The organism is Streptomyces sp. NPDC056480 (genome assembly GCF_042795405.1).
Lineage (GTDB): Bacteria > Actinomycetota > Actinomycetes > Streptomycetales > Streptomycetaceae > Streptomyces.
Map to the genome: position 1 here is coordinate 1 of NZ_JBHTSA010000077.1, position 13,202 is coordinate 13,202.

At 74.0% G+C, this 13,202-nt stretch carries 10 protein-coding genes; 4 read left to right on the plus strand and 6 right to left on the minus strand.

The features are described from left to right. Nucleotides 1-41 precede the first annotated feature (41 nt). Together ACFQ79_RS27815 and ACFQ79_RS27820 are read right to left on the minus strand one after the other, a co-directional pair. On the minus strand, nt 42-1,949 hold the full coding sequence (locus ACFQ79_RS27815) for an ABC transporter ATP-binding protein (protein WP_383588510.1): 1,908 nt from the start codon (nt 1,947-1,949) through the stop codon (nt 42-44). Continuing rightward, the gene (locus ACFQ79_RS27820; protein ID WP_383588513.1) at nt 1,946-3,643 is read right to left on the minus strand and encodes an ABC transporter ATP-binding protein; all 1,698 of its coding nucleotides are present in this window, start codon (nt 3,641-3,643) and stop codon (nt 1,946-1,948) included. The genes ACFQ79_RS27815 and ACFQ79_RS27820 overlap by 4 nt, the downstream gene beginning before the upstream one ends. 217 nt (nt 3,644-3,860) lie before the next feature. Between ACFQ79_RS27820 and ACFQ79_RS27825 the strand changes: the two genes are divergently transcribed. Genes ACFQ79_RS27825 through ACFQ79_RS27840 form a run of 4 tightly spaced genes read left to right on the plus strand, consistent with a single transcriptional unit; the run spans nt 3,861 to nt 8,636 of the window. Continuing rightward, nucleotides 3,861-4,958, plus strand: coding sequence for a FecCD family ABC transporter permease (locus tag ACFQ79_RS27825; RefSeq protein ID WP_383588516.1), 1,098 nt, complete (start codon nt 3,861-3,863; stop codon nt 4,956-4,958). After that, nucleotides 4,955-6,085, plus strand: a complete 1,131-nt coding sequence (locus ACFQ79_RS27830; RefSeq protein WP_383588519.1) for a FecCD family ABC transporter permease — start codon at nt 4,955-4,957, stop codon at nt 6,083-6,085. The genes ACFQ79_RS27825 and ACFQ79_RS27830 overlap by 4 nt, the downstream gene beginning before the upstream one ends. Continuing rightward, nucleotides 6,082-7,017 carry an ABC transporter ATP-binding protein gene (locus ACFQ79_RS27835; protein WP_383588522.1) on the plus strand — a complete coding sequence of 312 codons (936 nt, stop codon included), beginning with the start codon at nt 6,082-6,084 and terminating at the stop codon, nt 7,015-7,017. Before ACFQ79_RS27830 ends, ACFQ79_RS27835 begins: the two co-directional genes overlap by 4 nt. 44 nt (nt 7,018-7,061) lie before the next feature. After that, complete coding sequence (locus ACFQ79_RS27840) at nt 7,062-8,636, plus strand: amidohydrolase (RefSeq protein ID WP_383588525.1); 1,575 nt, start codon at nt 7,062-7,064, stop codon at nt 8,634-8,636. A gap of 107 nt (nt 8,637-8,743) precedes the next feature. Here ACFQ79_RS27840 and ACFQ79_RS27845 read toward each other — a convergent pair whose 3' ends face one another. The 4 genes from ACFQ79_RS27845 to argC are packed head-to-tail and all read right to left on the minus strand — an operon-like array spanning nt 8,744 to nt 13,156. Further along, nucleotides 8,744-9,922, minus strand: coding sequence for an acetylornithine transaminase (locus ACFQ79_RS27845; RefSeq protein ID WP_383588528.1), 1,179 nt, complete (start codon nt 9,920-9,922; stop codon nt 8,744-8,746). Continuing rightward, on the minus strand, nt 9,919-10,950 hold the full coding sequence (gene argB, locus ACFQ79_RS27850) for an acetylglutamate kinase (RefSeq protein ID WP_383588531.1): 1,032 nt from the start codon (nt 10,948-10,950) through the stop codon (nt 9,919-9,921). The genes ACFQ79_RS27845 and argB overlap by 4 nt, the downstream gene beginning before the upstream one ends. 17 nt (nt 10,951-10,967) lie before the next feature. Further along, nucleotides 10,968-12,119, minus strand: coding sequence for a bifunctional glutamate N-acetyltransferase/amino-acid acetyltransferase ArgJ (argJ, locus tag ACFQ79_RS27855; protein WP_383588534.1), 1,152 nt, complete (start codon nt 12,117-12,119; stop codon nt 10,968-10,970). Further along, on the minus strand, nt 12,116-13,156 hold the full coding sequence (gene argC, locus ACFQ79_RS27860) for an N-acetyl-gamma-glutamyl-phosphate reductase (RefSeq protein ID WP_383588537.1): 1,041 nt from the start codon (nt 13,154-13,156) through the stop codon (nt 12,116-12,118). Before argC ends, argJ begins: the two co-directional genes overlap by 4 nt. Nucleotides 13,157-13,202: the final 46 nt, after the last annotated feature.

Sequence of the window (13,202 nt, forward strand, 5' to 3'; positions counted from 1 at the left end):
ACTCTCGTCGTACCGCCCCCTTCGGCGTGCCGTCGCCGGCCTCAGGCGACCGGTGAGGCCTGGGTGTCCGGGTCCGGAGCCGGCCGCGGCACCTGCTCCCCGGGCTCCTGGCGGCTGGCCGACCAGGCGGCCCACAGGACCGCGTACCGGCCGCCCGCCGCCACCAGCTCCTCGTGCGTGCCGGTCTCCACGACACGGCCCTGGTCGAGGACGATCACCCGGTCGGCGGCGGCGGCCTGCGGCAGCCGGTGCGCCACGAGCAGCCCCGTGCGGCCCTCGAGGGCCCGCGCCGCCGCCTCTTCCAGGACGCGCGCGCCGGCGCTGCCGGCGTCGGCGGTGGCCTCGTCGAGGATCGCGATCGGCGGGTCCGCCAGGACCAGCCGGGCCAGGGCCAGATGCTGCGCCTGCGTCACCGTCAGCCGGTGGCCGCCCTCCCCGACGACCGTGGCGAGGCCCTCGGGCAGCGCCTCGGCCCACTCCAGCGCGTCGACGCGGTCGAGCGCCGCGCGAAGCTGCTCGTCGTCGGCCTCGGGCCGGGCGAGGCGCAGGTCGTCCGCGAGCGTTCCGGCGAAGACGTGCACCTCCTGGCTGATGAGCGCCACCGAGCGGCGGACCCCGGCCGGGCCCAGCTCCCCGGTGTCGATGCCGCCGAGGGACACCGTTCCCGAGGTGGGGGTGTGGACGCCGGCGATGAGTTTGGCCAGGGTGGTCTTGCCGGCGCCGCTCGCGCCCACCAGGGCCACCCGTTCCCCGCTCCGTACCCGCAGGTCGACCTCGTGCAGGACCGGCGCGCCGGAGCCGTACGCGTGGCTGAGCCCGGACACCTCGACCGAGCCGTCGGCGAGGGCGTGCGCCTCGCTCTCGGCCCGCTCCGCCGGGAGGTTCGACACGCCGACGAGGCGGGCGAAGCTCGCTCCCGCCGACTGGGCGTCGTCCAGGAGGTAGAGGGTCGCGTTGATCGGGTTGAAGAGGCTGTGGAAGTACAGCGCGGCGGCGGTGGCCGTACCGATGCTGACCGAGCCGTTGTCGACCAGGACGAACCCGGTCGCGAGCATCGCCGCGAGACCGATGAACTCGCCGAGGTTGAGGCGGGAGAAGAACCCGGTGACGATGTGGATGCCCCGCAGCCCCAGGTCGCGGGCGGCGGCGGACCGCTTCTCCAGCAGGTCGGTGTGGGTGTCGTCCAGGCGGAACGCCCGCACGGTCCGGACGCCGCCGACGCTGTCGAGCAGCTGGTGCTGCAGGGCGCCGGTGGCGACGCGGTGCTCGCCGTACACGGGGGCGGCCCGGCGCATGTACCAGCGCACCGAGAGCACCTGGACCGGGGACGCGAGGAGCGCCGCGATCAGGAAGCGCCAGTCGAGGACGGCGAGTCCGACGAAGGTGAGCAGGATCGTCAGGGCGGAGCGGCTGAACTCGGGCAGGGCCTGACGCACCGACTTGCCGATCATCGACACGTCGCTGGTGACCCGGGAGACCAGGTCGCCCGAGCCGGCCGCCTCGACCCGGTCGAGGGGCAGCCGCAGCGCCCGCTCGATGAACTGCTCCCGCAGGGCGGCCAGGACGGTCTCGCCGAGCCGGGCCACGAGGGTGCTGCCGACGGCCGCGGCCGCGCCCCGCGCGACGGCGACGACGACGAGCAGGACCAGGGGGAGGGTGAGTGCGGCCGCGCCCTTCTTGTCGACCACGAGGTCGACGATGTGTCCGAGCAGGGGAGCGGTGAGGAGTCCGACGGCGGTGCCGGCGACGAGGACGGCCATCGCCAGCACGGCGAGGAGCCGATGGCCGTGCAGCATGGTGCGGAGCGCCGCGACGGACTCGGCGCCGCCGGCGGTCGGCAGGAGCACGCGGTCCGGGCTGGTTCCGCTCATGGTCTGTTCCGTCTCTCTCGTCCGTCCTTCGTCCTGCTGCGGCCGGCTGTCGGTCCGTGTCCCGTCGGCGAGCGTCATGCGAGCACCGCCGCACGGTACGTCGCGTCGGCCGCGAGGAGCTCGGTGTGGCGGCCGGTCGCCTGGACGGCGCCGTCCTCCAGGACGATCACGCGGTCGGTCACGGCGAGGAGAGCCGGGCTGGTGGTGACCAGGATGGTGGTGCGGTCGCGGCGGACCTCGCGCAGCCGGGCGGCGATGTGGGACTCGGTGACGGTGTCCACCGCGGTGGTCGGGTCGTGCAGCACGAGGACGGGCCGGTCGGCGGCGAGCGCGCGGGCGAGGGCGACGCGCTGGCGCTGACCTCCGGAGAGCGAGCGGCCGCGTTCGGCGAGGAGGGTGTCCCCGCCGTCCGGGAGGAGCCGGGCGACCTCGTCGGCGGCCGAGGCCTTGAGGGCCCGCTCGACGGCCGGGGTGTCGCCCGCGGCCCCGGCCCTGACGTTGTCGAGCAGCGTGCTCTCGAACAGGTCGGCGTCGTGGTGGGCGACGAGGACGACCCGGCGCAGCGCGTCGGGGTCGAGCGAGGTCAGCGGCGTGCCGTCGAGCTCGACGGCACCTTCGGAGGGGTCCGCCTCACGGGCCAGGCAGACGAGGAGGTCATTGGCTGCGGCGGCGTCCCTGGCGACGATCCCGGTCAGGCTGCCGGCCGGGAGTTCGAGGTCGACGCCCCGGAGCGCGCCGAGCGACACCCCGCGCAGGGCGACATGTCCTGCGGTCCCGTCGGCGGGCGCGTCGTGTCCGGTCCCGACGGCCTCGGGCGAGGCGAGGACCTCGGCGATCCGCTTGGCCGAGGCGCGGCCCTGGGCGAGTTCGGCGTTCACGTAGCCGAGCAGCTGGAACGGGCCGAGGAGGAACTGGGCGAGACCGACGGCGGCGACCAGGTCGCCGACGCTGATGCTGCCGTCCATGGCGAGGTACGCGCCGACGACGCCGATGACGGCGATGAAGACGCCGGTCAGGGCGAGGACGGCGCCCTCGTGTCCGGCCCGGCTGCGCGCGGCGCGCAGGGCGGCGGACAGCGAGTCCTGGCTCGTGGTGCGGTAGCGGGCCACGGCCGCCGACTCGGCGCCCATGCCCTTGAGGACGCGGAGTCCGGAGACGAGGTCGGCGGCGACACCCGAGGCGTGGGCGGCCCGCTCCTGCTCGGCCTCGCTGCGCTGTTCGAGCGGCCGGCTGATGCGGTGCCCGAGCCACAGCAGCGGCGGGATGCCGAGGAGGACGAGCAGGCCGAGGGGGACGGAGATCCTGAGGAGTGCGACGGCGCTGATCACGAGGGCCGCGACCGCCGACACCCCGTACGCGATGATGGTGGCCACCGAGCCCACACGGCGGGCGTCGTTGGTGGCGATGCTGGTCAGCGCGCCGGGGAGGCGGTTCGCGTCGGCGCCGCCCCGGGGGTCGAGCACCCGGGTGGCCAGGTCGAGCCGGAGCCGGTGCGCGGCGAGTTCGCCGCTGCCCTCGGTGATCCGGGCGCTGACGCGGTAGCAGGTCGACAGGACCAGGAAGAGCACGGCGAGGACGATCAGCAGGCGCAGCAGCGCCGAAGAGGAGCCGGTGGCGACCGCCGAGTCGATGGTGGCGCCGATGACCACCGGCACCAGGGCCTCGCAGCCCTGGTGGGTCATACCGAGCAGAGACGCCGTGATCACTCGGCGGCGTTGTCCTCTGATCGCCTGGCGGAGGACAAGTCCCCCCGTCGGTCCGCCCGTTGGCATGAGACTCCTTCACGGAGGTAGATGGTTGGTTAGGTAAGCCTACTCTGAGTTCGGCGGGGGTCGAGGTGGGGTGCGGGGGCCCCGGGCGGGGTGTCGGACAGGTCCTGTCCGGCGCGTTGACCTCAGGACACGGTTCGGTTAGCCTCACCTAAGTCGTGATCCTTCGGTCTCTCGCCGCCAGGTTCCCGCCGTACATCTGTACCGCCGCCAGGGGGAGTTGTCGTTGTCCGTCGAATCCCGGGTGGTGCGGGGACAGCAGCCCCAGGAGCGATCCGCGGAGAAGACCACAGGTCCCGGCGCGCGCGGGTCGGGCCGCACCGGCGCCGCGTTCCGGGGACTGGGACTGGTCGTCGGCCTCGCCGCCCTCGTCCTGGTCGGACTGCTCAGCGTCTGGGTGGGCACCCGGGGCATCCCCTTCACGGCCACCTGGGACGCGCTGTGGAACCCCGACGGGTCGGAGACGTCGGTCATCATCCATGACTACCGCATCCCCCGCACCCTCCTCGGCATCCTCGTCGGCCTGGCCCTCGGTCTGGCCGGCGCCCTGATGCAGGCCCTGACGCGCAATCCGCTCGCCGACCCCGGCATGCTCGGCGTCAACCTCGGCGCCTCCGCCGGCGTCGTCGTCGCCATCGCCTTCTTCGGCGTCGCCGCCCCGCTCGGCTACGTGTGGTTCGCCCTCGCCGGAGCCGCCGCCGCGTCCGTCGGCGTCTATCTGCTCGGCTCCTCCGGCCGGAAGCTCGCATCCCCCGAGCGGCTCGTCGTCGCCGGCGCCGCCGTGACCGCCGTGCTGTACGCCTTCAACTGGGCGGTCCTGCTGCTCAACCCGCGGGCCTTCGACCAGTTCCGCTTCTGGACCGTCGGCTCCCTCGCCGGCCGCTACTACGACATCGTCGTCATGGCCCTGCCGTTCATCGGCACCGGCCTCGTCGTGGCCCTCGTCCTCGCCCCCTCGCTCAACGCCCTGGCCATGGGCGACCAGATGGGCCGGGCCCTCGGCGTGAACGTCGGCCGGACCCGCGCCCTGGGCGCCGTCGCCGTGATGCTCCTGTGCGGGGCCGCCACCGCCGCCGCCGGACCGATCGGCTTCGTGGGTCTCGCCGTACCGCACATCGCCCGGTTCGTCGTCGGACCCGACCAGCGATGGGTGTTCGCGTACTCGATGCTGATCGCCCCCGTCCTGCTCCTGGGCTCGGACGTCCTCGGCCGGGTGCTCGGCGCCCCCGGCGAGCTCCAGGTCGCCATCGTCACCGCGTTCGTCGGCGCCCCCCTGTTCATCGCCCTGTGCCGCCGCCGAAAGCTGGTCATGCTGTGACTGCCGTCCGGGAGGCGAAGGCCTCCGCGCCCGACCCGGCGCCCCGCGAGGAACCCGGCGGGGCGACCGCGCCGGACCTGCCCCGAGTCATCACCGGCCGGGTCGTCCGCACCCGCTCCGGGAGCGTCTCCCTGCGCGTCCAGGGGCGCACCGTCGCCGCCACCGCGGCCCTCCTCGTCGCCCTCCTCGTCGTCGCCGGCATCACCCTGACCACCGGCGACTTCGACCTCTCCGTCGGCGAGGTCGTCCAGGCGCTGACCGGCAACGGGACCGGGATCGCCGACTTCGTCGTCAACACCCTCCGCATGCCACGCCTCGTGACCGCGCTGTGCGTCGGCGCGGCCCTCGCCGTCAGCGGCGCCATCCTGCAGAGCATCACGGGCAACCCCCTGGGCAGCCCCGACATCATCGGCTTCACCAACGGCTCCGCCGTCGGCGCCCTCGTCGTCATCGTCATGCTGCACGGCAGCATGACCGAGATCGCGCTCGGCGCCCTCGTCGGAGGCCTCGGCACCGCCCTGGCCGTCCATCTCCTCATGATCGGCCGGGGCATCCAGGGCTTCCGCCTCGTCGTCGTCGGCATCGGCGTCAGCGCCCTGCTCCTCGCCGTCAACTCGTACCTGATCACCCGCGCCACCTTCCAGGAGGCCCTGGAGGCGCAGTCCTGGCTGATCGGCAGCCTGGGCAACCGGCTCTGGACACACGCCCAGGCCATCGGCATCGCCGTCGCCGTCCTCCTCCCCCTCGCCTTCTTCCTCTCCCGCCGCCTCTCCATGGTCGAGATGGGCGACACGACCGCCATGGCCCTCGGCGTCGACGTCTCCCGCACCCGCACCCTCCTGCTCGTGATCAGCGTCGCCCTGGCCGCGTTCGCCACCGCCGTGACCGGACCCATCTGGTTCGTCGCCCTGGCCGCACCCCAGGTGGCCCGCAAGATCACCGGCTCCTCCGGGCCCGCCCTGCTGCCGTCCGCCCTCATGGGCGCCGTCATGCTCGCCCTGAGCGACCTCGCCGTGCAGCGCCTCTTCGCCCCCGCGCTCCTGCCGGTGGGCACGGCGACCGGCTGCGTCGGCGGGCTCTACCTCATCTGGCTACTGGTCACCGAGTCGCGAAAGAGCCGCGCATGACAGCAACGAACCGTCCGGCCTCCCGCCTGCGCGCCGAGAACCTGACCCTCTCCTACGACCAGCGGACGGTGGCGACCGGCCTCGACGTCGAGATCCCCGACCGGTCCTTCACGGTCATCATCGGCCCCAACGCCTGCGGCAAGTCCACCCTGCTCACCGCCCTCGCCCGGATGCTCAAGCCGCGTGCGGGGCAGGTCTACCTGGACGGCGCCGCCATCGCCTCGTACCGCTCCCGCGAGGTCGCCCGCCGGCTCGGACTGCTCCCGCAGTCCTCCACGGCGCCCGGCGGCATCACGGTCGGCGACCTCGTGGCCCGGGGCCGCTACCCCCACCAGGGCCTCCTGCGGCAGTGGTCCGCCGACGACGAGGCGGCCGTGGTGGAGGCGATGCGGCAGACCGGCGTGCTCGAACTCGCCGACCGCCCCGTGGACGACCTGTCCGGCGGCCAGCGCCAGCGCGTCTGGCTCTCCATGGTCCTCGCCCAGCAGACCGAGATCCTGCTCCTCGACGAGCCGACCACCTACCTGGACATCGCCCACCAGGTCGAGGTCCTCGACCTGTGCGCCGAACTCCACGCCCGCCGCGGCCACACGATCGTGGCCGTCCTGCACGACCTCAACCAGGCCTGCCGGTACGCCACCCACCTCATCGTGATGCGCCCGGGCGGCATCGTCGCGGCCGAGGGCGACCCGTCGACCGTCATGACCGCCGAACTGGTCGAGGACGTCTTCGGCCTGCCCTGCCGGATCATCCCCGACCCCGAGACCGGCACACCGCTCATGGTGCCCGCCGCACCCAAGGGGTACGCCCCGGCCGGGGCGACGGGGACGGCCGAAGCCGACGCCGACGGGAAGGCGAGCGGGAGGGCACACGGGAAGGCGGGCGGGGACGAACCGGCCACGGCCGGCACCGCGATGGCCAAGACCTCCTGACGACAGCGACAGTGACGGCGACAGCGACCGGGAACGGACTGCCCATGCTCTGTACGAGGCTGACGAACGCGCGCATTCTCACCATGGACCCGGACCACCCCGTCGCCCACGACCTCGGCATCTGGCGGGGGCGGATCGTGGGCCTGGACGAGGCCGTGACCTCCCTCCCCGCCCGCGAGGTCGTCGACCTCCAGGGCGCCACCGTGCTGCCCGGCTTCATCGACAGCCACGTCCACCTCGCGTGGGCGGGACTGAAGGCCGACACCCCGAGCATCGCCCCCTGCGAGCGGATCGAGGACGTCCTCGCCGTCATCGGGGAGGCCGCCTCCCGGAAGGCCGAGCCCGGCGCCTGGGTCGACATCGCCGGCTACGACCAGCGCGCCCTGGGACGCCATCTCACCGCCGCCGAGATCGACCGGGTCAGCCAGGGCCGCAAGATTTTCCTGATGCACGACTCCGGACACGCCTGCGTCGTCAACAGCGTGGTCCTCGACCTCCTTCCGGCCGACGTGCCGCACCAGGACGGCTTCCTCGCCGAGAGCGCCATGACCGCCGTACGACGACTCCGGCTGCCGTACTCCCAGGAGGAACTCGCCGACGCGATCGAACGCGCCGGCCGCATCTGCCTCGCCGAGGGCATCACCGCCTGCGCCGAGGCCGGCATCGGCGGCGGCCTCCTCGGACACAGCCCCGTCGAGCTCGGCGCGTACCAACTCCTCAGGGACCGGGGCCGACTGCCCCTCCGCGTCCAGCTCATGGCCGCGGGCGACACCCTCCGCCCGCGCGCCGCGCACCGGGACGACGGCATCCCCCGCGCCCTCGACCTGGGTCTGCGCACCGGCTTCGGCGACGACTGGCTCTCCCTCGGCGCCCTCAAGATCTACACCGACGGCGGCATGATGGCCCGTACGGCGGCGCTCACCGAGCCGTACGAGGGCATGACCTCCACCGGACAGTTCCAGGACGAGCCCGAGCGGATCGCCGACCTCATCGTCGACGGCCACCTCGCCGGCTGGCAGCTCGCCGTCCACGCCATCGGCGACCGCGCCGCCGACCTCGCCCTGGACGCCCTGGAACGCGCCCAGCGGCTCCGGCCCCGCCCGGCCGCCCGGCACCGCGTCGAGCACGCCGGCCTGATCCGCCCGGACCAGCTGCCCCGCTTCGCCCGGCTCGGCGTCAGCGCCGTGGTCCAGCCCCATTTCCTCCGCTCCTTCGGCGACGACTACGCGGACGTCATGGGGGAGCGGCGGGCGCCCTGGATGTACCGGGGCCGGGGCTTCCTCGACCACGGCGTCACCCTCGTCGGCAGCTCCGACCGGCCGGTCACGGACGGCTCGCCGCTGCGCGCGATCCAGTTCATGGTCGAACGCGCCTCCCTCTCCGGCCGGCCGATCGGCCCGGACGAGGGCATCACCGTCGACGAGGCCCTGCACGCCTACACGGTGGCCGGCGCGTACGCCTGCCACTGGGACGACAGCGCGGGCAGCCTCACCCCCGGCAAGCGCGCCGACCTGGTCGTTCTCGGGGACGATCCCCGGACCGTCGAGACCTCGCGCATCGGGGACATCGAGATCGTGGCGACGTACGTCGACGGGCGGACCGAGCCGGGCAAGGAATGACCCCGAACGGGCCGGCCGGTGAGCGTGAGCTCGTCGGCAGGCCCGGCGGGGGTCGGGAAGCCGTTCCCGGGGCCGGCTCCTTCCGGCGGATCAGGGCCGCACAGGCCCTAGCGCGGGTCCAGGATCCCCGGCAACGCCTCCACCAGCTCCTCGACCTGACGTGCCGACACGGTCAGCGCCGGAGCCAGGCGCACGGTCCCGGGGCCCGCGGCGTTGACGAGGAACCCGGCCTCCTGCGCCGCTCCCTGCACCCGCACGGCGACCGGCTCCGTCAGGACGACGCCGAGCAGCAGCCCCGCGCCCCGGACCTCGGCCACCAGGGGGTGCTTCAGCGCCTCCACCCCCGCCCGCAGCAGCGCACCCATCCGTACGGTGTGCTCCAGGAGGCCCTCGGACGCGATGGTCTCGAGGACGGCCGAACCCGCCGCGCAGGCCACCGGATTGCCGCCGAAGGTCGACCCGTGATGGCCGGGGCCGAGGAGCTCGCCGGCCGCGCCGAACGCCACCGTTGCACCGATCGGAAGGCCGCCTCCGAGCCCCTTGGCCAGCGTCACCACGTCCGGGTCCACTCCCGGCTCGGCCTGGTGCGCGAACCAGTGACCGGTCCTGCCGATCCCGGTCTGCACCTCGTCGAGGACGAGCAGGCTGCCCGCCGCGCGGGTGATCGCCCGGGCGGCCCGCAGATACCCGTCGGGCGCGGGGATCACGCCCGCCTCCCCCTGCACGGGTTCGACGAAGACCGCCGCCGTGTCGTCCGAGACCGCCGCGCGCAGGGCGTCGACGTCGCCGAACGGCACGTGCGTCACGTCCCCGGGCAGCGGCAGGAACGGCTCGCGCTTCGCGGGCTGGCCCGTGACCGCCAGCGCGCCCATGGTGCGGCCGTGGAAGCCGCCCTCCATCGCGACCACCCGCGGACGTCCGGTCCGCCGGGCGGCCTTGAAGGCCGCCTCGACGGCCTCCGCGCCGGAGTTGGAGAAGAAGACCCGGCCGCCCGGCCTGCCGAACAGCCCGAGGAGCCGTTCGGCGAGCGCCACCGTGGGCTCGGCGACGAACAGGTTCGAGACATGACCGAGGCGTGCGACCTGGTCGGTGACGGCCGCGACCACGGCGGGGTGGGCGTGCCCGAGGGTGTTGACCGCGATCCCGCCGGTGAAGTCCGTGTACGCGCGGCCGGCCTCGTCCCAGACGGTGCAGCCCTCGCCGCGGACCAGGGCCAGCGGGGGAGTGCCGTAGTTGTTCATCATCACGGCACGCCAGCGGTTCCTGAGGGGAACGGTGACGGTCATGCGGGGGTCTCCTCCTCGTGCGGCGCGACGGCCGGGGCGGCGGCCCGCGGGCCGTCCGCCGCCTCGTCGGGCAGGACCGTGGTGCCGGGGTTCTCCTCCGTGAGGACGCCCCGGAGGACGGCGTGCGGCGTACGCCCGTCGAGGACGTGCACCCGTCCGACTCCCGACCGCACCGCCCGCAGGCAGCCCTCCATCTTCGGCAGCATCCCGCCCGCGAGCCCGGGGAGCAGGGTCTCCAGCTCCTCTGCCGTCAGCCGGGGGATCACCTCGGTGCTCCGCGGCCAGTCCGCGTACAGGCCGGGGACGTCGGTGAGCATCACGAGCCGGTCCGCGCCGAGGGCGACGGCCAGCGCGGAGGCCGCGAGATCGGCGTTCACGTTGTAGACCTGCCCGTCCGCACCGCGCGCGACGGGGGACACGACCGGGATGCGGCCGCCTGCGAGGAGGTTCCGCACGGTGTCCGGGGCGACGTCCACGATGTCGCCGACGAGACCGATGTCGACGGGCCGGCCGTCCACCCAGGCCGGGCGGCGCACGGCGGTCAGGGTGTGGGCGTCCTCGCCCGACATGCCGACGGCGAAGGGTCCGTGGGCGTTGATGGCGCCGACCAGGTCCCGCTGGACCTGCCCGGTCAGCACCATGCGGACGACGTCCATGGCCTCGGGGGTGGTCACCCGCATGCCCGCCTCGAACCGGACCTCCAGGGCGAGCCGGTCCAGCATCGAGCTGATCTGCGGCCCGCCGCCGTGCACCACGACCGGGTGCAGGCCCGCCTGCCACAGCTCGACGACGTCCTGGGCGAACGACCGCCGGAGCGCCGGGTCCTCCAGGGTGCTGCCACCGCACTTGACGACGACGGTCCGGCCCCGCAGCTCGTCGGACCACGGCACGTCCGTGGCCGGGAGGCCGGCGGCGCCCGCACGTGCCGGGGCGGTCACCTTCCTCACGGCGCCCGGGCGCCGTACGACGTCCACACGCCGTACGGCGTCCACGCCTCCCGCGGCGGGCTGCTCGCCGAGCGTCCTCATTGTCGTACTCCCTCGGCTCATGAGCTGTAGGCGCTGTTCTCGTGCACGTACTCGGCGGTCAGGTCGTTGGTCCAGATCTCCGCGGACGCCTCGCCGGCGCGCAGCTCGACCGTGATCGTGATCCGGCGGCCGGACATGTCGACCTTCTCCCGCGGCTCCCCGGCCGCGCCGTCCCGGCAGACCCACACGCCGTTGATGGCCACGTCCAGGCGGTCGGGGTCGAACTCCGCGTCGGTGGTGCCGATCGCCGAGAGCACCCGGCCCCAGTTCGGGTCCTCGCCGTGCAGGGCGCACTTGAGGAGGTTGTTCCTGGCGATCGAGCGGCCCACGGTCACGGCGTCGTCCTCGGACGCGGCGCCGACGACCGCCACCTCGATCTCCTTCGACGCGCCCTCGGCGTCCGCGACGAGCTGGCGGGCGAGGTCGAGGCAGACGGCGTGCACCGCCTCGGTGAGGTCACCGTCCTCCGGGGTCACGCCGGAGGCGCCCGAGGCGAGCAGCAGCACGGTGTCGTTGGTGGACATGCAGCCGTCGGAGTCCACCCGGTCGAAGGTGGTGCGTACGGCCGCTCGGAGCGCGGAGTCGAGCGACGCGTCGGCCGCCACGGCGTCGGTGGTGAGGACCACGAGCATGGTCGCGAGACCGGGCGCGAGCATACCGGCGCCCTTCGCCATGCCGCCGACGGTCCAGCCGTCCCGGGTCACGACGGCGGTCTTGTGCACCGAGTCGGTGGTCTTGATCGCGACGGCCGCGTCCTCGCCCCCGTCGGAGGCGAGCCGTTCCGCCGCGCGGGCGATGCCGGCGACGACCTGCTCCATGGGCAGGGGTACGCCGATGAGTCCGGTGGAGCAGACGGCGACGTCGTGCGGGGCCGCCCCGATCGCCACGGCGGTCCGCTCGGCCATCGTCCGCGCGTCGTGGGCGCCGGAGGGGCCCGTACACGCGTTGGCGCCACCGGAGTTCAGGACGACCGCGGAGATCCGGCCGTCGGCGAGGGCCCGGCGCGTCCAGTGGACCGGTGCGGCCTGGACCCGGTTCGAGGTGAAGACTCCCGCGGCGGCCCGCGCGGGGCCCTGGTTCACCACCAGGGCGAGATCGGGATCGCCGGACGCCTTGATGCCGGCGGCCACCCCGCTGGCGAGGAATCCTCGGGCGGCGGTCACGGTCACGGAGCCACTCCATTCATGGGCAGGCCGAGCCCTTCGGGCAGGCCGAGGGCGACGTTCATGCTCTGCACCGCGCCACCGGCGGTGCCCTTCGTCAGGTTGTCGATCGCGCTCACGCAGATGAGGCGGCGGGCGGCCGGATCGAGCGCCACCTGCACCTGCACCGTGTTGGATCCGAGCACCGAGGCCGTGGACGGCCACTGACCCCGCGGTAGCAGCCGGACGAACGGTTCGGTCGCGTAGGCGGCCTCGAAGACCTCGCGGACCTCGTCGAGACCCCCGTCGGCGTCCACGTCGGGGCGCAGCCGTGCGGAGCAGGTGGCGAGGATGCCGCGGGGCATCGGGGCGAGGGTGGGGGTGAAGGACACGGTCACCGGCTCGCCCGCCACGAGGGACAGGTTCTGGGTGAGCTCGGGGGTGTGCCGGTGACCGCCGCCGACGCCGTACGGGGTCATGGACCCCATCACCTCGGAACCGAGCAGATGCGGCCTGGCCGCGCGGCCGGCCCCCGAGGTCCCGCTGGCCGCCACGACGACGACCTCGGGTTCCACGAGGCGGGCGGCGTGCGCCGGGTAGAGCGCGAGGGTGACGGCGGTCGGGTAGCACCCCGGGACGGCGATCCGCGTGGCCCCCTTCAGGTCGTCCCGGGCGCCGGGCATCTCGGGGAGCCCGTACGGCCAGGTGCCCGCGTGCTCGGAGCCGTAGAAGCGTTTCCACTCGACCGGGTCGCGCAGCCGGAAGTCCGCCCCGCAGTCGACGATCAGGGTGTCACCGCCCAACTCCCCGGCGAGCGCGCCCGACTGCCCGTGCGGTAGCGCCAGGAACACGACGTCGTGCCCGGCGAGCGCCTCCGCCGACGTCTCCGCCAGCACCCGGTCGGCGAGCGAGGTCAGCTGGGGCTGCACCTGGCCGAGGGTGCTTCCGGCACTGCTGTGCGCGGTCAGGATGCCGACTTCGACTTCGGGATGAGAGGCGAGCAGGCGGAGGAGCTCCCCGCCGGCGTAGCCACTGGCGCCGGCCACCGCGACCCGTGTGGTCATGTTCTTCCGTCTCTCCTGACGCGTGGGGGACGTCGGTACACCGGCG